Annotated in this window: 14 protein-coding genes and 1 tRNA gene; 3 read left to right on the forward strand and 12 right to left on the reverse strand. The window is 72.2% G+C overall.

Annotated features, from left to right (window positions below; genetic code table 11):
• Positions 1-83: 83 nt before the first annotated feature.
• From ACZ7MF_RS36380 to pgsA, 4 genes are all read right to left on the reverse strand, one after another.
• Positions 84-626 carry a membrane protein gene (locus ACZ7MF_RS36380; RefSeq protein WP_007447575.1) on the reverse strand — a complete coding sequence of 181 codons (543 nt, stop codon included), beginning with the start codon at positions 624-626 and terminating at the stop codon, positions 84-86.
• Positions 627-1,019: 393 nt separating this feature from the next.
• The gene (locus ACZ7MF_RS36385; RefSeq protein WP_471482454.1) at positions 1,020-2,183 is read right to left on the reverse strand and encodes a glycosyltransferase family 4 protein; all 1,164 of its coding nucleotides are present in this window, start codon (positions 2,181-2,183) and stop codon (positions 1,020-1,022) included.
• Positions 2,180-3,109: a phosphatidylinositol mannoside acyltransferase gene (locus tag ACZ7MF_RS36390; protein WP_471482455.1), complete on the reverse strand. Its 930-nt coding sequence runs from the start codon at positions 3,107-3,109 to the stop codon at positions 2,180-2,182. The genes ACZ7MF_RS36385 and ACZ7MF_RS36390 overlap by 4 nt, the downstream gene beginning before the upstream one ends.
• Positions 3,106-3,831: a phosphatidylinositol phosphate synthase gene (gene pgsA, locus ACZ7MF_RS36395; protein ID WP_471482640.1), complete on the reverse strand. Its 726-nt coding sequence runs from the start codon at positions 3,829-3,831 to the stop codon at positions 3,106-3,108. Before pgsA ends, ACZ7MF_RS36390 begins: the two co-directional genes overlap by 4 nt.
• A 207-nt stretch (positions 3,832-4,038) precedes the next feature.
• Between pgsA and ACZ7MF_RS36400 the strand changes: the two genes are divergently transcribed.
• Positions 4,039-6,237: an elongation factor G-like protein EF-G2 gene (locus ACZ7MF_RS36400; RefSeq protein WP_471482456.1), complete on the forward strand. Its 2,199-nt coding sequence runs from the start codon at positions 4,039-4,041 to the stop codon at positions 6,235-6,237.
• 482 nt (positions 6,238-6,719) lie between these two features.
• Positions 6,720-8,375 carry a hypothetical protein gene (locus ACZ7MF_RS36405; RefSeq protein ID WP_361010791.1) on the forward strand — a complete coding sequence of 552 codons (1,656 nt, stop codon included), beginning with the start codon at positions 6,720-6,722 and terminating at the stop codon, positions 8,373-8,375.
• An 87-nt stretch (positions 8,376-8,462) separates the two neighbouring features.
• On the opposite strand, the gene ACZ7MF_RS36410 is transcribed toward ACZ7MF_RS36405, so the two are convergent.
• The 4 genes from ACZ7MF_RS36410 to ACZ7MF_RS36425 all read right to left on the reverse strand — a co-directional run bounded on the left by ACZ7MF_RS36410 (position 8,463) and on the right by ACZ7MF_RS36425 (position 13,019).
• Positions 8,463-9,023 carry an HIT family protein gene (locus tag ACZ7MF_RS36410; protein ID WP_471482457.1) on the reverse strand — a complete coding sequence of 187 codons (561 nt, stop codon included), beginning with the start codon at positions 9,021-9,023 and terminating at the stop codon, positions 8,463-8,465.
• Positions 9,024-9,112: 89 nt separating this feature from the next.
• Positions 9,113-11,089, reverse strand: a complete 1,977-nt coding sequence (thrS, locus tag ACZ7MF_RS36415; protein WP_471482458.1) for a threonine--tRNA ligase — start codon at positions 11,087-11,089, stop codon at positions 9,113-9,115.
• Between the two features lie 92 nt (positions 11,090-11,181).
• Positions 11,182-12,456 (reverse strand): hypothetical protein, encoded by a 1,275-nt coding sequence (locus tag ACZ7MF_RS36420; protein ID WP_471482459.1) that lies wholly within the window; start codon positions 12,454-12,456, stop codon positions 11,182-11,184.
• The gene (locus ACZ7MF_RS36425) at positions 12,453-13,019 is read right to left on the reverse strand and encodes a DUF4365 domain-containing protein (RefSeq protein ID WP_471482460.1); all 567 of its coding nucleotides are present in this window, start codon (positions 13,017-13,019) and stop codon (positions 12,453-12,455) included. The genes ACZ7MF_RS36420 and ACZ7MF_RS36425 overlap by 4 nt, the downstream gene beginning before the upstream one ends.
• A 171-nt stretch (positions 13,020-13,190) precedes the next feature.
• On the opposite strand from ACZ7MF_RS36425, the gene ACZ7MF_RS36430 reads away from it, so the two are divergent.
• Positions 13,191-13,916, forward strand: coding sequence for an exonuclease domain-containing protein (locus tag ACZ7MF_RS36430; protein WP_471482461.1), 726 nt, complete (start codon positions 13,191-13,193; stop codon positions 13,914-13,916).
• A 138-nt stretch (positions 13,917-14,054) separates the two neighbouring features.
• On the opposite strand, the gene ACZ7MF_RS36435 is transcribed toward ACZ7MF_RS36430, so the two are convergent.
• From ACZ7MF_RS36435 to ACZ7MF_RS36450, 4 genes are all read right to left on the reverse strand, one after another.
• Positions 14,055-14,126 (reverse strand) — tRNA-Val (locus ACZ7MF_RS36435).
• Between the two features lie 39 nt (positions 14,127-14,165).
• Entirely contained in the window at positions 14,166-14,624 is a 459-nt protein-coding gene (locus ACZ7MF_RS36440; RefSeq protein ID WP_471482462.1) for an SRPBCC family protein, read from the reverse strand.
• Positions 14,625-14,663: 39 nt separating this feature from the next.
• The gene (locus tag ACZ7MF_RS36445; RefSeq protein WP_471482463.1) at positions 14,664-17,402 is read right to left on the reverse strand and encodes an exo-rhamnogalacturonan lyase family protein; all 2,739 of its coding nucleotides are present in this window, start codon (positions 17,400-17,402) and stop codon (positions 14,664-14,666) included.
• A gap of 133 nt (positions 17,403-17,535) precedes the next feature.
• Entirely contained in the window at positions 17,536-18,135 is a 600-nt protein-coding gene (locus tag ACZ7MF_RS36450; protein WP_471482464.1) for a hypothetical protein, read from the reverse strand.
• Positions 18,136-18,144: the final 9 nt, after the last annotated feature.

An 18,144-nucleotide genomic window follows, 5' to 3' on the forward strand; every position in this document is an offset into this window, starting at 1 on the left:
GTGCAGCAACGAGGAAACGCGAGGCGAGCAGGCCACAGCAAGGGCCAATGAGAAGGCGGTGGATCGTTTTCGTCCCCCGCGGGCTACGCCGCCCGCTCCACCAGGGCCGCCGGCGACTCGTCGTCCATCTCGAAGGCCAGCGGGAAGGGCGCGTGCCCGGCGAGGCGGAACCAGCGGACCTTGCGGTGCTCGCGCAGCCGGCGGGCGGCGCCCACCGCGTCGTTGTGGAAGCGCCGGGCCATCGGCACCCTCCGTACGGCCTCGGCCAGTTCGTGGGCCGCCGCCTCTCCCCCGGGCGCCTCGCGCAGGGCGTCCACCTGGTGCGCGTCGGCGAAGACGGCGCGCAGGGCCTGGCTCAGTTCGCTCTCGGCGACCTCCCGCAGCTCCTCCTCGGCCTGCCGGGCGGCGTGTGCGGCCTCGTAGAGGACCATGGAGGCAGCAGGGTCGAGCACGCCGGAGGTGGCGAGTTCCTGGGCCACGGACGCCCTGCGCAGCAGCTGGGCGTCCAGGGCGGCACGGGCGGCGTCGATCCGGGCGTGCAGCCGGTCCAGGCGGCCCGCCGTCCAGCTGAGGTACAGGCCGACGGCGACGAGGACGACCAGGATCCAGATGAGGGTTGCGGTCACGGGCCGCAACCCTATCGGTGGGCCGGGCGGGCCCGGTGGGCCCCGTGCGCGCCGCTGCACGCGAGACGACCGGCTCGCATCCGCCGGCGACGCTCGCCCGGCCCGCGCCCACTGGTGGCCCCCGCCGGTGACTCGGCGCACGACGGTGACTCCGTGCACCACGGCTGCCCCGTACCCGCCTGCCCGCCGGGGCGTCGCCCGGTCCGCGGCCCCGCCCGGTCAGCCCGTGCACACCGGAGGCCCCACCCGGTTCGCGGTACGCCGTACGACCGGCCCCTGCCGCCTGTGTCACCCACCCGCTGACTCGGTGCCGTTGCACGGCAGTGGCTCCGTGCGCCACGGCTGCCCCGTACCCGCCTGCCCGCCCGGCCAGCCCGGGCGCGCCCGGTGGGGTCAGTCCCTTGCGAGGCCGAAGCGGGCGCGCAGGCCCGTCGCCCGGTCGTCCGCCGCCACCGCCGCCGCTCCCGCGGTGACCGTCTCGTAGACGGACAGGATGTCCGCGCCGACCGTGGACCAGTCGAAGCGCCGTACGTGGGCGCTGCCCCGCTCCCGCAGTGCGGCGCGGCGCTCCGGGTCGGCCAGCAGGCGTACGGCCGCCTCGGCCAGGGCGTCGGCGTCCTCGTTGGGGAAGAGTTCGCCGGCCGCCCCCTGGTCGAGGACCTGGGCGAAGGCGTCCAGGTCGGAGGCGAGGACGGGGGCGCCCGCCGACATGGCCTCGACGAGGACGATGCCGAAGCTCTCGCCGCCGGTGTTGGGCGCCACGTACAGGTCGACGCTGCGCAGGAAGCGGGCCTTGTCCTCGTCGCTGATCATGCCGAGGAACTCCACGCGGGAGCGCAGTTCCTTCGGCAGGCTCTCGACGGCCTCCTCCTCGTCCCCGCGCCCGGCGACGAGCAGCCGGGTCTGCGGGCGGGCGGCGAGGATCCCGGGCAGTGCCCGCATGAGCACCGGCAGACCCTTGCGGGGCTCGTCGATGCGCCCTATGAAGCCGATCGTGTCGCCCTGCCACTCCGGTTTCGGCTCCGCGTCGGCGAAGAAGTCGACGTCGACGCCGTTGGGGATGACGACCGCGTCGCCGCCCAGGTGCTCGACGAGCGTGCGCCGGGCGTACTCGCTCACGGCGATCCGGGCGCTGATCTTCTCCAGGGCGGCCTGGAGGATCGCATACGCGGCGATCATCGCGCGGGAGCGCGGGTTGGAGGTGTGGAAGGTGGCCACGATCGGGCCCTGCGCCGCCCAGCAGGTCAGCAGGCCCAGCGAGGGCGAGGTCGGCTCGTGGATGTGGATGACGTCGAAGGCGCCCTCGTGCAGCCAGCGCCGGACCCGGGCCGCCGAGAGGAAGCCGAAGTTCAGCCGGGCCACCGAGCCGTTGTACGGCACCGGCACCGCGCGGCCCGCGGAGACGACGTACGGCGGCAGCGGCGTGTCGTCGTCGGCCGGGGCGAGGACGGACACCTCGTGGCCGAGCCGGATGAAGTACTCGGCCAGGTCCCGGATGTGGAACTGGACGCCGCCCGGCACGTCCCAGGAGTACGGGCAGACGATGCCGATCCTCACTGGGTGCCCCGCTCGCGGGCCCCGGGCGCCTTGGCCGGGTCGAGGTCCTTGAGCCACAAGCGCTGCAGCATGTGCCAGTCCTCCGGGTGGTCGGCGATCCCCGTGGCGAAGGCATCGGCCAGCGCCTGTGTCATCACAGACGCCTTTTCGGCCCGGGTACCTGACTCGGGCACCTCGACCGGCGGGTGCACCCGGCCCTGCATCACCGGCGAGTCGTCGTACCAGAGCGTCACCGGCAGCAGCAGCGCGCCCGTCTGCTGGGCGAGCAGCGCGGGACCGGCCGGCATCCGGGCCGTCTCGCCGAAGAAGCCGACCTCCACGCCGGAGGCGGACAGGTCCCGGTCGGCGACCAGGCAGACCAGGCCGCCCTCGCGCAGCCGCCGGGCCAGCGTGCCGAAGGCGGTGCCGCCGCTGTGCGGCAGGACCTCCATGCCGAGGCCCTCCCGGTAGGCGACGAAACGGTCGTACAGGGTCTCCGGCTTGAGGCGCTCGGCGACGGTGGTGAACGGGATGCCGAGCTTCGTGGTGACCCAGGCGCCCGCGAGGTCCCAGTTGGCCAGGTGCGGCAGGGCGAGTATCACGCCCCTGCCGGCGGCCATGCCGTCGGTGAGGTGGTGCAGGTCCTTGGGGGCGAAGCCGCCCTTGATCCGCTCGGTGCTCCAGGCCGGGAGCCGGAACGACTCCATCCAGTAGCGCAGGTACGAGCGCATGCCCGCGCGCGAGAGGGCGGCGAGCCGCTCCGGGCTCGCGCCGGGCACCACGCGCGCGTAGTTGCTCTCCAGACGGCGCACCCCCGCGCCGCGCCGCTTCCAGGCGACGTCGGCGACGGTGCGGCCGAGGCGCACGGCGGCGGGCTCGGGGAGCTTCTTCACGGTGCCCCAGCCGGCGCCGTACAGACCGTCGGTCAGCCGGTCCCGAGCGCTCACTTGGCCGCCTCGGTGCCCTGGCTCTGCTGTGCGGCGGCGTCCGCCTCGGCGGCCTCCCGGCGGACCGTGACGACCCGCTGGACCAGCGTGACGAGGCTGCCGACGGCGACGATACACAGGGCGATCGGCAGCAGGTACTGGATGCCGGGCACGCCGAACTTGTGCAGCCCGGCGAATCCGGCGGCGACCAGCGAGATGACGAGGCGCTCGGCGCGCTCGACCAGTCCATTGACGGCGACCGGCAGGCCGATCGCCTCGCCGCGCGCCTTGGTGTACGAGACCACCTGGCCGCTGGCCAGGCAGAAGATCGACACCGCGCACAGGACGATGTCGTCGCCGCCGCCCGCGTACCACAGGGCGAGGCCGCCGAAGATCGCGCCGTCGGCGACCCGGTCGAGGGTGGAGTCCAGGAACGCGCCCCAGCGGCTGGACCGGCCCAGCTGGCGGGCCATGTTGCCGTCGACGAGGTCGGAGAAGACGAAGAGCGTGATCACCACCGTGCCCCAGAAGAACTCACCCATGGGGTAGAAGACCAGCGCACCCGCGACCACACCGGCGGTGCCGATCAGCGTGACCGTGTCCGGGCTGACGCCCCGGCGGATGAGAAACGCGGCGAACGGTGTGAGGACACGCGTAAAAAATGCACGCGCGTACTTGTTCAGCATGGCCTTCCCGACGGTCGGTGTGGCGCCGCGGCCCTTGCTGGCCACCGGCTGGCCCATCGTAGCCACGCGCGCGCGTGGACGGTGGCCGGGCACCCTGAGCCCCCGGTGAGCGGCCGGTGGTCGCCGGGATCGGGTCCTTCGTATGGACGCGGCGTGACGGGAGTGGAAAGCTCGAAGGACCGCGGGCGTCGCCGGAGCCGCCAGTGCACGCGGTCCCGCGTGTCCGCGCCCACAGTGACCTCACCGTGCACGGGAGGCAAGGACATGGGCGACAAGGCACACACCCATCCCGGAGCCGCCGGAAGGGCAACGGCGGCCGACCACCCCGCGTCCGTACGGAACGTGGTGCTGGTCGGCCACTCCGGATCGGGCAAGACGACATTGGTGGAAGCTCTCGCGCTGACGGCGGGAGCGGTGAACCGGGCGGGCCGCGTGGAGGACGGCGGCTGCGTCTCGGACTACGACGACATGGAGCACCGCCAGCAGCGCTCCGTACAGCTCTCCCTGGTGCCGGTCGAATGGGACGGCATCAAGATCAACCTCTTGGACACTCCCGGGTACGCCGACTTCGTCGGTGAGCTGAGGGCCGGTCTGCGCGCGGCGGACGCGGCCCTCTTCGTCGTCTCGGCCTCCGACGGGGTGGACGGCTCGACCCGCATGGTCTGGGAGGAGTGCGCCGCCGTCGGCATGCCGCGCGCCATCGTGATCACGCACCTGGAGGCCGCCCGCGCGGACTTCGAGGAGATGACCCGGATCTGCGCGGAGGCCTTCGGCGGCGACGACCCCGACGCCGTACTGCCGCTGTACCTCCCGCTGCACGGCCCGCCCGCCCCCGACGGACACGCGCCCGTGGCGGGGCTCGTGGGACTGCTGTCGCGGAAGCTGTTCGACTACGCGTCCGGCGAGCGCGTGGCCTCGGAACCGGGCGAGGCGGAGCTGCCGCAGCTCGACGAGGCCCGTTCCATGCTCATCGAGGGGATCATCTCGGAGAGCGAGGACGAGACACTCATGGAGCGCTATCTCGGCGGCGAACAGGTCGACGTCAAGACGCTCGTCCAGGATCTGGAACGGGCCGTCGCGCGCGGGGTGTTCTTCCCCGTGCTGGCCGCCGCGCCCGCCGCCGACGGCGCCCGGCAGGGACTGGGCACGGTCGAACTCCTGGAACTGATCACGCGCGGCTTCCCGACACCCCTGGAGCGCGCTGCGCCCAGGGTCACCACCCCCGAGGGCGCCGGGCGCGAGCTGCGGATGTGCGATCCGGAGGAGTCGCTGGTCGCGGAGGTCGTCAAGACGTCCTCGGACCCGTACGTCGGCCGGATCTCGATGGTCCGCGTCTTCTCCGGCACCCTGCGTGCCGACCAGACGGTGCACGTGTCCGGGCACGGGATGACCGACCGGGGCCACGAGGACCACGACGTCGACGAGCGGATCGGCGCCCTGTCGACGCCGTTCGGCAAGCAGCAGCGGCCGGTCTCGCACGTGATCGCGGGCGACCTCGCCTGCGTGGCCAAGCTCACCCGCGCGGAGACCGGGGACACGCTCTCGGCCAAGGACGACCCGCTGCTCATGGCCCCCTGGGAGATGCCCGACCCACTGCTGCCGCTCGCCATCGAGGCGCACAGCAAACCCGACGAGGACAAGCTCTCCCAGGGGCTGGCCCGGCTGGTCGCCGAGGACCCGACGATGCGACTGGAGCACAACCAGGACACCCACCAGGTGGTCCTGTGGTGCCTGGGCGAGGCGCACGCCGACGTGGCCCTGGAGCGGCTGCGCAGCCGCTACGGCGTCCAGGTCGACGTCGTACCCCACCGGGTCTCCCTGCGCGAGACCTTCGGCGGCCGGGCGGCCGGACGCGGGCGGCACGTGAAGCAGTCCGGCGGGCACGGCCAGTACGCCATCTGCGAGATCGAGGTGGAGCCGCTGCCGGGCGGCTCGGGCATCGAGTTCGTGGACAAGGTGGTCGGCGGCGCGGTGCCCCGGCAGTTCGTCCCGTCCGTCGAGAAGGGCGTGCGCACCCAGGCGGCCAAGGGGGTCGCCGCGGGCCACCCGCTGATCGACGTGCGGGTCACGCTGCTCGACGGCAAGGCGCACTCGGTGGACTCCTCCGACGCCGCCTTCCAGACGGCGGGCGCGCTGGCGCTCAGGGAGGCCGCGGCCGAGGCGCGGATCCACCTGCTGGAGCCGGTGGCCGAGGTGAGCGTGCTGGTCGGCGACGACTACGTCGGCGCGGTGATGAGCGACCTGTCCGGGCGGCGCGGCAAGGTGCTGGGCACCGAGCAGACCAGCGGCGGCCGGACCCTGATCAGGGCCGAGGTGCCCGAGATCGAGATCGGCCGCTACGCCGTGGACCTGCGCTCCCTCTCGCACGGCACCGCGCGCTTCGACCGCCGCTACGCACGGCACGAGCCGATGCCGGCGCAGGTCGCGGACCGGCTGCGCGAGGAGGTGCAGGCGGCGTCCTAGGGCCTGTCCGTCGGATCATGCCGCAGACGCGGGGTCCGGCACGCCCGCCCCCACTGCCCCAAAGGCGTGGGAGGTACCCCCAGCGGCGTTGTCGTCGGTTGCCGACTCCCCCACGCTCGACTGCGCTCGCGCGGGAGGGCCCCCATCGCCCCCGCTCACCAGCGCCGACGAAGTACCGCTTCTTTCCTGCGACCTGATCCGCCGGACAGGCCCTGGAGGAGGTGCGGGCGGCGTCCTGCCGCAGCGCGGGGCTCCGGTGTGCGGTCCGGCCGCACCGGGGCCCGCTCCCCCGCACCACAGGGGGCTCGCCCCGGCGTACGACGGCGCGTCAGGCGGTCAACCCGCTCGGCTGAGGGCGCCTTTGGACGTCCCGTGACGCACGACGGTCCCGGCGGATACGCTGATGACCAGATCAACAGGTGTGCGGGGCAGGGAAGTCGGGAAGGCCGCAGGAGCGACAGTGGTGGCGATCGGGGGCGGGAATGACCGTTGACGGCGGTTACGCGGACTTCTTCGGACCGCAGGTGCCGCGCACGGACGACGGCGGCCAGACGGCCACGTTCGCGCTGGCCTCGGCCGCCTACCGGGACAGCGAGGCCGAGGAGATACTCAAGGCCAACAGCGAGTGGCACAAGTCGGCCGTGAGCAAGCCGCGGATCAAGCTCTTCCGGCCCAACCTGGGCGAGGCGTTCTCCCGGGCGATCATCGACCGGATGCTGGGTCCCAAGCGGGCCCCGCTCATCCAGTCCTTCGGAACCCAGCCGCAGGTGGTCGTCGAGCACAGCCTCGCGGCGCACCGCATCCGCAGGGACCGGGACAACTGGCTGAGCGCCGTCATGGTGCTGTGCGGACTGCTGTTCCTGCCCGGACTGCTGATCTGGCTCCTGGTCTTCCAGATCCGCACCACCGTCGCCCGGCGCGAGGACAAGCGGGCCGGCGCGCTCGCCACCGCCCTGCTGCTCGCGATGGCGGTCCTGGCCGTGCTCTTCCTGCTCAAGATGCCCTTCAGCGGCTTCTGGGCCTGGTACGCACGTGCCTGCGTCGTCGCGCCGGTGATCGGCTGGTTCTGGGCCAAGCGGATCTGCGAGCGCACGGCACGGGACCTCCGGGAGCGCTGGAGCGGTCTGCTGTCCGGCGCCGGCGTGGGCGCCAAGGTGCCCGAGGCGGTGCCGAGCAGCCCCGGCGAGACGGCGGCCGAGGAACTGCGGCAGTCACTGGCCCGGCTCAGCGCCGAGCAGCAGTCCAACTCCGTCTTCTACGCCGGTCCCAAGGGCATCCTCGGGATGGGCACCCGCTGGGGCAACTGGCAGCTCGCCGAGGAGCTGGTCCCCGTCGACCCGGACCGGGAGATCAACCCGTTCCGCAGCTGGGACGTCATCAAGGCCATCCACGACCGGCTGCGGATGCTGGAGCGCGGCCCGCTGCACACCGGCGGCTTCACCAAGCCGACCGTGCGGCACTGGATCGTGACCCCGATCGGTGAGAACGCCGACTCGGTGTCCCGGCCCGAGGGCACGGACGTCGAGGCGTACCAGGTCAAGCAGCACGCCATACAGGAGATCTGCGACAAGCAGCAGTTCGGCGCGGGCGACCGGCACTACCTGGGCGTCCAGTGGACGCTGTGGGACGGCCAGTTGGTCATCTCCATGCTGATCACGGTGACGGTGCTGCACGAGACGCTGCGCATCGAGGTCACCGGACACGCGCTGGGCCCGGTGCACTCCCTGTTCACCAGCAAGCCCGCGGCCAAGGAGAAGCAGGTCCAGAAGTCGGTCAAGTTCTGGGAGACCCGCACGGTCAAGCTCCCGCTGGTCGACACCGACGAGGTGGTACGGCTGACCGCACGGGCACCGCTGACCTGGTACCCCCCGCTGCTGTACTGGCTGGGCGGCAAGCTCACGCTGCCCGAGCCCTTCGGCGTGCGGCACGCCTGGGCGGACCGGCCGTGGCGGCACCGCTTCATGGCCGACGACGCGCTGCGGGCGGCCACGCCGGTGCTGCGGGCGGTGCACTCGGCGGCGATCAAGGTGCTGAAGGAGAACGGCGTGGACACGGAGAAGTTCGGTGCCCGCGCGGGCGGTCTGAGCGGGGCGGTGCAGGAGGCCGTGCCGAAGAAGGCGGACGTCTACGACGCGTAGCCCTCCGGCGGTTGGGCGGGGCTGCTCGGGTGGGCGTCCCCGGGGGCTGCGCCCCCAGACCCCGCTTCGGCCTGGACGGCCTCGTCCTCAGACGCCGGACGGGCTGGAGGGCCAGGCCTCTGCAAGCATCTTGCGGGTGTCGCCCAGGAGCTGGGGCAGGACCTTGGTGTGGCCGACGACCGGCATGAAGTTCGTGTCGCCGCCCCAGCGGGGGACGACGTGCTGGTGCAGGTGGGCGGCGATGCCCGCGCCGGCCACCGTGCCCTGGTTCATGCCGATGTTGAAGCCGTGGGCACCGGACGCGGTGCGCAGGGCCGTCATCGCCTGCTTGGTCAGCTCGGCCAGCTCCGCGGTCTCCACGGGGTTCAGCTCGGTGTAGTCGGCGACGTGGCGGTAGGGCACGGTCATCAGGTGGCCGCCGTTGTACGGGTACAGGTTGAGCACCGCGTAGACATGCTCGCCGCGCCGGATGATCAGACCGTCCTCGTCGGACTTGGCCGGGATCGAGCAGAAGGGGCAGCCGTCGTCGGCGCCGGGGCCGCTCGGCTTGTTCTCGCCCTGAATGTAGGCCATCCGGTGGGGCGTCCACAGACGCTGGAACGCGTCCTGCGTCCCCACCCCCAGCTGCTGCTCCGGCTCACTCGTCATACGTGCAGCATATGGCGTCGGTGCCGGGAGACCGAAAGGGCCCCCGGGAGCTTCTCCCGGGGGCCGGTCCCCGCGTTTGCGGGGGAATGTCACACCTGAATCCGGCGCTCCACCACATCAACGAGCTTCGCCAGTGCCTGGTCGCGCGGAATGCCGTTCTCCTGCGAACCGTCGCGGTAGCGGAACGACACCGTGCCCCCGTGCATGTCCTCGTCACCGACGATGATCATGAACGGGACCTTCTGCTTCTGCTGCGTGCGGATCTTCTTCTGCATCCGGTCGGAGGACGAGTCCACGTCGACACGCAGCCCCTTCCGCCGGGCCTCGGCCGCGAACTCCTCCAGGTACTGCACGTGCGCGTCCCCCACCGGGATGCCCACCGCCTGCACCGGGGCGAGCCAGGGCGGCATCGCGCCCGCGTAGTGCTCCAGGAGCACCGCGAAGAACCGCTCGATGGAGCCGAACAGCGCGCGGTGGATCATGACCGGGCGGGTCTTGGCGCCGTCCGCGGCCGTGTACTCCAGGCTGAAGCGCTCCGGCAGGTTGAAGTCGAGCTGGATGGTCGACATCTGCCAGGTGCGCCCGATGGCATCGCGCGCCTGGACGGAGATCTTCGGGCCGTAGAACGCGGCGCCGCCCGGGTCGGCCACCAGCTCCAGGTTCTGCTTCTCGGCGACCTGGCGGAGCGTCTCGGTGGCCTCTTCCCAGGCCTCGTCGGAGCCGACGAACTTCTCCGGGTCCTTGGTGGACAGCTCCAGGTAGAAGTCGTTCAGGCCGTAGTCGCGCAGCAGGTTCAGGACGAAGGTGAGGGTCTTGTCCAGCTCCTCCGACATCTGCTCGCGGGTGCAGTAGATGTGCGCGTCGTCCTGGGTGAAACCGCGGGCCCGGGTCAGGCCGTGCACGACGCCCGACTTCTCGTACCGGTACACGGTGCCGAACTCGAACAGGCGCAGCGGCAGTTCGCGGTAGGACCGCCCGCGCGCGTCGAAGATCAGGTTGTGCATCGGGCAGTTCATGGGCTTGAGGTAGTAGTCCACGCCCTCGTCGAGCTGCATGGGCGGGTACATGCCGTCGGCGTACCAGTCCAGGTGGCCCGAGGTCTCGAAGAGCTTCCCCTTGGTCGCGTGCGGCGTGTAGACGAACTCGTAGCCCTCCTCCTCGTGGCGGCGCCGCGAGTAGTCCTCCATGACCCGGCGGATGATGCCGCCCTTGGGGTGGAAGACGGCGAGGCCGGAGCCGATCTGCTCCGGGATGGAGAACAGGTCCAGCTCGCTGCCGAGCTTGCGGTGGTCGCGCTTCTCGGCCTCGGCGAGGAACTCCAGGTGCGCCTTCAGCTCGTCCTTGGTGGGCCAGGCGGTGCCGTAGATGCGCTGGAGCATCGGGTTCTTCTCGCTGCCGCGCCAGTAGGCGGCGGCGTTGCGCATCAGCTTGAAGGCCGGGATGTTCCGGGTGGTGGGCAGGTGGGGACCCCGGCAGAGGTCCTTCCAGCACAGCTCGCCGGTCTTGGCGTCGAGGTTGTCGTAGATCGTCAGCTCGCCGGAGCCGACCTCGACGTCCGCGCCGTCGTCGTGGGACGCGGAGCCCTTGAGGCCGATCAGTTCCAGCTTGTACGGCTCGTCGGCGAGCTCCTCGCGGGCGGCCTCGTCGGTGACCACGCGGCGGGAGAACCGCTGCCCGCGCTTCTGGATCTCCTGCATCTTCTTCTCGATGGCCTTGAGGTCATCGGGGTGGAAGGGCTTCTCGACGTCGAAGTCGTAGTAGAAGCCGTCCTTGACGGGCGGGCCGATGCCCAGCTTGGCCTCGGGGAACAGCTCCTGCACGGCCTGGGCCATGACGTGCGCGGTGGAGTGCCGCAGGATGTTGAGGCCGTCCTCGGAGGTGATCTCGACGGCCTCGACGGTTTCGCCGTCCTTGACCTCGTGGGCGAGGTCCTTGAGGTCGCCGGAGACGCGGGCGGCGATGATCGAGCGCTCGCCGGCGAAGAGCTCGGCGGCCGTAGTGCCCGTCGTCACCACGCGTTCTTCCCGCTCGGAATCCCGCTGGATGATCACACGGACGTCTGACACCGGTCTCTCCTGACTGAAGGTGGGGCCGCGGCGCCATACCGGAGCGCACGCATGAGGGCGATCGTACCGACCCGGGCCCGCCCACCGCGAAATCAGTCTCCGCAGTCCCCTCCGTCGCCGCAGGCCTCCTCGAAGAAGGCCGCGACCTCGACGTGCTCCTGGACGGCCTTCAGCAGCCGGTCCCGCTCCGCGTCGTCGACCTGGACGGGCGTGATCTCGCAGGCGCCGGTGAGCCGGCGGAACCCGCCCCGGCTCTCCAGCCGCCCCAGCATCCGCACCGGCAGCCCGACGAGGTGGGCGTGCCCGGCGATCCGGTAGGCCTCCTCGTCCAGCGCGACGCGCACGTGCGGCACCTCGGCCCCGGCCAGCACCCGCAGCCGTACGGTGCCCGGGCCGCGGGGTCCGGGCCGGCGCATACGGACGACGGTGCCGGTGATCCGCACCGGCACGGAGGGCTCGGCGCGCAGGTAGCGGGCGGCGGCCTCGCGCAGGGCGGGCAGGTCGCCCGGCGAGAACTCGACGGGTTCGGTGAGGGTGCCGCAGCCCTCGGGCACGCCCGCGGCAGGCGCCCAGCCGATGGCTATCCGGGCACCCTCGGTGCCCCGGACCAGGGCCACCAGGGACTCGGTCAGCTCGTGGCTGACCCCCGCCGCGACGGCGGAGTCGAAGGCTTCCGCGCCACCGGTGGCCCGCCGGTAGTCGACGGCCTCACGGGCGGCGTACAGGGCCTGGTGCAGGCGTACGGCCAGGGGGCGGCCGGCGCCGACCGGCAGGAACGCCGCGAGATGGCGGCCACCGGGGGCGGGGCCCACCAGGACGTTCTCCAGGGCGGTCTCGGCGGCGCGCCGGTGCCGGGCCCCGTAGTAGCCGGCACGCGCGCGTGTGGCGAGCGCCCCGGCGAGCAGCATGCGGCGGGCAGCGGAGCGCAGCTGCTCCTCCGCCGTCCAGGTCGCCGTGGAGCCGGGCCCCGTCGGCATGTCGCGTTCCCAGCGGATCTCGTCGCTGGGGACGGCGAGGGAGAGCAGGATCTCGCGGGCGGCGGGCGTGCCGCTGCGGGACAGGGCGAGCAGCGCCTCGCCGAGCAGGTCGTCGCTGTCGGGGAAGGCGCGGCTGACGGGCACCAGGAGGCTGGTGACCCCCGCGGCCGGGCCGGGCGGGGTCCAGCGGCCGTAGCGGCCGGGGGCACCGCCGCGCCGCTGCCAGCCGTGCCGGTGGAGCAGGGCGGTCAGCACGGCCGGGTCGACGGTGCCGGGCTCGGGCGGGGTGCCGTCGCGGGGGCGGTCGTCGAGGGCGTCGGCCGGGTGCGCTCGTACGGACCGCAGGGGTTCGACGGGCCGCGGGGGGCCGCCGGCCGGGCGGTGCGTCATGGTTTCCCTCCCGTCCCGACCCGCGTCATGATCTCGCACAGCGCCCGGTCGTCGAAGATCCGCGCGGTCGGTATCCGCACGGTGGTGCGCTGCCGGCCCGTGATCGGGTGTCCGGCGAGGTTGGTCCAGTAGCAGCAGTGCCTGAGGTCGAGCCGGTCGTGTCCGGCGCGCAGCCACTGGTCCCGGGAGCGGGGGACGATCATCACGACCAGGATCTTGTGCACCGACACCGGGGTGCGGGCGAGCTTCGCCAGGTGGTCGTTGTCGAGGGTGAAGGAGAAGAAGCGGCCGGGCGGTCCGGGCGCGATCTGGTAGGTCGCCTTGAGCTGCACCTTGATGGTGACCTCGTCGTCGACGGTGTGGCCCGGGGCGCTGTGGCTCACGTGCCAGTCGATGCCGTTGTCCGGGAAGGGCTGGGAGAGTGAGCAGCCCGCCGCGGCGGCGACCGCGTGAAGGTAGCCGACCTGCAGGGTCTCCATGCAGGCGGTGGTGGCGAGAGAGCCGCGTGAGGGCGTGGTGCGCTCCGGCAGCAGCCCGCCCCGTTCGGGCTGCGCAATGGCCATGACCAACAGCCTTCCGAAACTGGTGAATCCCCGCTGCGGGTCTGTGAACTGCAAAGACCCGTACTCCTGTTGTGTCCTTCCGGCGTACGTCGCAAACAGCCCGGGTATCACCGAACCGGGACATGGGACGGCGCGTCAGCTGCCGCGCTCGGACGAGGAGTTGAGTGCCCTATGACGAGCTGGTTCGAGGGGCCGTTGGCCGCCTTCGACACGGAGACGACGGGTGTGGACACCGAGACCGACCGGATCGTGTCGGCCGCCCTCGTCGTCCAGGACGCGCCGGGACTGCGCCCGCGGGTGACCCGCTGGCTGGTGAACCCGGGCGTGCCGGTGCCCGAGTCGGCGACGGCGGTGCACGGGCTGACGGAGGAGTACGTGCAGCGCCACGGGCGATGGCCTGCGCCGGTGATGTACGAGATGGCGGAGGCGCTGACCGAGCAGTCCCGCGCGGGGCGTCCGCTGGTGGTGATGAACGCGCCGTTCGACCTCACGCTGCTGGACCGGGAGTTGCGCCGGCACCGCGCCTCGTCGCTGGGCCGCTGGCTGGAGCGGACGCCGCTGCACGTGCTGGACCCGCACGTGCTGGACAAGCACCTGGACCGCTACCGCAAGGGCCGTCGTACCCTCACCGACCTGTGCGCGCACTACGGCGTGGAGTTGGAGGGAGCACACGACGCGGCGGCCGACGCGCAGGCGGCGCTGGAGGTCGTACGGGCGGTGGGGCGCCGCTTCCAGGCGCGCCTCGAGCGCCTCTCCCCCGCCGAGCTGCACACCCTCCAGGCGGTGTGGCACGCCGGGCAGGCACGCGGGCTTCAGGCGTGGTTCGCGCTCAACGGCACCGAGGAAGCGGTGGACCCGGCCTGGCCCCTGCGCCCGGACCTGCCGGCGGCGGCGTGAGCCTTCGTCCCCGGCCCGCGTGAACGCCGGGGCGGGGGTGTGGGTGGCGGAGCCCCCACTACGCGCGGCGAAGCCGCGCAGAAACGACGAAGCGACGTGGTCCGCGTAGTCTGCGGACACACGTCACTGTCGCGAGAGTGGGCGATACTGGGTTCGAACCAGTGACCTCTTCGGTGTGAACGAAGCGCTCTCCCACTGAGCTAATCGCCCGGGAACGCACTGAACAATACAGGGCGCCCCGCGTTTCCATCAAACCGCTTGCCGGCCGTCCGCCAGGTGCCCGGCGAGGCCCTGCCGCCCGGCCCGCATCATGAGGCGGTGGTTGGCCCGGAACAGGGGTCTCCCGGGCACGGCGAGGCGGCGCAGCAGCGGCTTGCGGACGACGACCTCCTGGTCGTAGCGGACGAGGGTGGCGGAGCCGCGCGGGGCGACCGTCCAGCGTGCCCAGCCCTCCATGTCGCCACTCATCGCGACCTCCAGCACCCCTTCGGCCGGGTCCCGGCGCCCCTCCCGCACGGTCGCGGTGAGGTCGTACGGAAGCAGGGAGCGGAACCGGAGGACGCCGCTGGTGTCGTCGAGCCGGGTGACCTCGCGGACCTGCGGCCACCAGCGGGGGTAGTCCTCGATGCGTTCCAGGGCCCGGTAGACGTCCGGGGCGGGCGCGGGCAGCGGCCACAGGCTGCGGAAGCGGTAATGGTTCCAGTCCACCCGTGCAGTGTGCCCGCGCCCGCGCCCCGTACGGGCCCGCTACGGCATCCTGTCCCCCAGGAGTGCGAGGTTCTCGATGGCGGCCAGGCCGTAGAGCGCGGTGTCGTTGGTGGACACCCAGCTCGCCTCGCTGCCCGGGACCAGGGCGACGGGGCCGCTCAGCTTCTCCGTCGTCCAGGGTGCCGACTCCTTGTAGCCGTCGGAGTCGTAGAACTTCTGCCACGCGCGCGTGGCGAGCTTGTCGTCGCCGGTGCGTACGGCCGCGTACGCGTCGAGGCGGGAGTGGCCCTGGAAGAGGATGAGGCTGCCGAAGTTGGATCCGTAGCGCTCGGCCTGTTCGGTCTTGCTCGCGTTGAAGTAGCGGCAGTAGTCGTAGTACGCCTCCTCGAACTTCGGCATGTCGACGAGGTCGATGAGTTCGGCGCACAGCTCGCCCAGGCCGAAGACGGCGGACAGGTGGGAGACCTCGACCTTCGGGGCGTCGGCGACGGCGAACTTCCCGGTGTCCAGGTCGTACAGGCCGCTGCCCTGGACGAAGCCGTTGGGCTGGGCGGCGATGGTCTCCATGGTGGACAGGACGCGGTCCCTGGCCTTCTCCCACTTGGGGCCCTTGCGTTCCCACTCGGTGAGCCAGGCCGAGACCAGGCCGCTCCAGTCGGTGCCGAAGCCGACCGACAGGGCGTTGCGGTCGGGGGTGTAGGGCTCGGTGCGGATCTTGCGGAGCGGGTCGAGGGCGAGGAAGGTCTCGTCGGAGTCGACGTTGGCGTGCATGAGGTCGCCGACGCGTTCGTCGGCGGTGAGGAAGTAGTAGAAGCGCCGGTAGGTGGTGTTGGCGATGCGCTGCTGCTTGGCGCTGTCGGCATAGTGCTGGACGCCGTGCCGGGTGCCGAGGCCGGCCCATTCGCCCAGGTGGTAGACGTCCACCTCGCCGGTGTGCCGGGTCATGGCCTCGGCGAAGCGGAAGATGTCGGCGCGGCCGGAGCGCAGATAGGCGTACCAGAGCCAGAGGTCCGGGGAGAGTTCGGAGTTGTCCCAGGCGTAGCCGCCGATGTCGTACCGCCAGGTGTGCCGGGCGGCGTCGTAGGTGTGCATGATGTCGCCGTAGTCCCAGAAGCCGTACCAGCGGCGTTGCTCCACCTGGTCCTTGTAGTAGGTGAAGAGGAAGTCGAGGTGGTCCTCGATCTTCGCCTTGGCGGGGGTGGAGCGGTCGGGCTCGGAGTAGAGGCCCGGGCCGAAGACCCCGGCCTTGATGAGCTGCTTGGGCGGGGCGGCCAGTTGCGGGAGGACGCGCACCGCCTCGACCTGTTCGGCGAGCCGTTCGGCGCTCGGGGTGGCGTCGTTGGCCCAGAAGAGGAGTTCCGAGGTGCGGGCGATGCCGTAGGGGGTGCCGAACTCCGGTTCGTAGTCCTCGTAGGTGATGTTGAGGCCTTCGAGCTGCTCGGGGAACGTGTCCTGGCCCATGCCGTCGTGGTAGAACCGCAGGTCCATGGGCTGGGCCTCGGGTGACCAGAGCCAGAGGGTGACCTCGGCCTCGTCGGTCTGGGCGTCGCGGATGTCGAGCTGGGCGGGGTGCTTCTCCCAGAAGTCGCGCAGGCCGAAGGAGAGGCCGCCGCTCGCGCCGCCGACGTAGCCGAGGCCGGAGGCGCGCCGGCCGCCGCCCGCGCCGATCCAGCCGTGGCCCTTCCTGGTGCGCTTGCGCAGGGTGAAGCCGTCGGCGGACAGCTGGGAGAGGGTGTAGTCGCCCCACTCGGGGATGTACTTCAGGCGGGTGGTGACCCGCTGGTCCCAGGTGGCGGGGTCGGGCAGCTTCTCCCCGGCGAACTGCGCCGCCTGGACGGCGGCCCCCGGGTCGCGGCGCAGGCCGGTGATGCCCTTGACGGCCTCGCGGAGCAGTCCGGTGTCCTCGCCGCCGATGCGGATGTGGCGGTCGTAGGCCTCGTCGCGCATCGGGACGGTGAAGCGGACGCCGAGGCCCCGGATGAAGTCGCCGCTCGCCCTGCCGGGCTCCTGCTTCCCGTCGAACGTGATGGTGTGCACCATGCGGAAGGAGTCGGCGCCCGCGTAGAAGTAGAGGCGGATGGAGAAGGGGAGCCAGCCGCGGTGTCCCTTGCGGTGCTTGCCGTCGATGCGGACGACGGCGCGGACCGGGCCGTCCTGTTCGACCTTCACCTCGTCGATCGCGCCGTCGAAGCGCTCGTACTTCACGGTGCCCTGGTCGCCGTCCTCGATCTCGGGCTGGCGCAGCAGGACGAGGCGGCCGTTCTTCGCGATCTCGGTGGAGCCCCGGGTGACCGACTTGATCAGTGCCGATCCGGTCGTGCCGATTCTCGCGGTGATGACACCGGTCGATATGTCGATGGTGCCGCCGTGCCGCGTGACGGTGACCTTCTCGGCGGGGGCGGCCGGGGTTCCGGCGGCGAGGGTGAGCTTGCCGTTGCCCGAACCGACGGCGTGGGCGGTCCACTTGAGGGAGCCGTCGGGCCAGTGGGCGAGCGGCCAGGACTGTACGGGTACGGCCTTGCCGTCGGCGTCCGTGACGGCGAACGACTGGTCCTCCCGGAAGGTGCCCCTGGGCCAGGGGACGCCGACGGTGGAGCCGGGGGCGGCGCCGAGGCCGCCGTCCTCCAGCCAGGTCAGGGTGACGGGGCTGTCGTCGGCGACCGGGGCGGTGGCGGGCGCGGCCTGTGCGTTCTTCGTGCCCAGTGCCCAGCTGAACTGGGCGGCGGCACCGGCGACGGCGGCCGCCTTGAGGAGGGACCTGCGGGGAATGGGGGACATGGCCTTTCCTTTCCGTGCGGGTGTGCAGGGGTGTCAAGGGCATGACAGATGGAGGTGCGGCTCGGAGACACCGACCTCGGTACGGAGGGGTGGCCACCGCGGCACGGGGCCACCCCGGGGCGAAGGCGCCGGGTCAACGGCGCCGGTAGCGCTCCTCCACCGCCACGGCCGCCGCGGCGACGGCGCCCAGGACGGCGACGGCCAGCGGTGCGCTGAACCAGCCGGAGCAGACCACGACGGCCAGCCCGCCGACGAGGAGGAAGGAACCGGCGGGGTCGAGCACGGTGCACCGGCCCGCCCGGGCGAGCAGGGACCGCCAGGAGGCGCCGGGCCGCCAGTCCGCCGCCGCGCGCAGCCCCGCGACGGCCGCGCCGATCAGGGCGAGGACGCCGACGGCGCCGACCAGCGGGCCGCCGGGCAGACCGTCCCGTACGGCCCGGACGTCGATCCACACCACCGCGAGGGCTGCCCAGCCGGCGACCCCGACGAGCCACCCGCGGCGTACCGCCGCCCGGAAGTCGGCGACGAACTCCCGCCAGCCGCCGCGCTCGTGGGCCATCCGGCGCCCGAGGTGCCGGGCGCCGGCCGCGAAGGCGGCGGGGTAGGTGACCAGACCCAGCGCGGCCACCGCGATCCACACGCCGGTGAGCAGGCACTCGGCGAACAGGGCGAAGCCCTGGGCGAACCGGGACTCCCCGGGCTCCGGACGGGCCTTGGCACGCGCTTCGGTCATCGGAATCCC

The sequence above is a fragment of the Streptomyces sp. NPDC111628 genome (assembly GCF_055635195.1).

Coding starts and splice junctions, on each gene's coding strand:
- ACZ7MF_RS36425 (WP_471482460.1), bottom strand. CDS start 13,019: ATGGCCATTGCGCAGCCCGAACGGGGCGGGCTGCTGCCGGAGCGCACC.
- ACZ7MF_RS36430 (WP_471482461.1), top strand. CDS start 13,191: ATGACGAGCTGGTTCGAGGGGCCGTTGGCCGCCTTCGACACGGAGACG.
- ACZ7MF_RS36445 (WP_471482463.1), bottom strand. CDS start 17,402: ATGTCCCCCATTCCCCGCAGGTCCCTCCTCAAGGCGGCCGCCGTCGCC.
- pgsA (WP_471482640.1), bottom strand. CDS start 3,831: ATGGGCCAGCCGGTGGCCAGCAAGGGCCGCGGCGCCACACCGACCGTC.
- ACZ7MF_RS36400 (WP_471482456.1), top strand. CDS start 4,039: ATGGGCGACAAGGCACACACCCATCCCGGAGCCGCCGGAAGGGCAACG.
- ACZ7MF_RS36410 (WP_471482457.1), bottom strand. CDS start 9,023: ATGACGAGTGAGCCGGAGCAGCAGCTGGGGGTGGGGACGCAGGACGCG.
- ACZ7MF_RS36405 (WP_361010791.1), top strand. CDS start 6,720: ATGACCGTTGACGGCGGTTACGCGGACTTCTTCGGACCGCAGGTGCCG.
- ACZ7MF_RS36420 (WP_471482459.1), bottom strand. CDS start 12,456: ATGACGCACCGCCCGGCCGGCGGCCCCCCGCGGCCCGTCGAACCCCTG.
- ACZ7MF_RS36450 (WP_471482464.1), bottom strand. CDS start 18,135: ATGACCGAAGCGCGTGCCAAGGCCCGTCCGGAGCCCGGGGAGTCCCGG.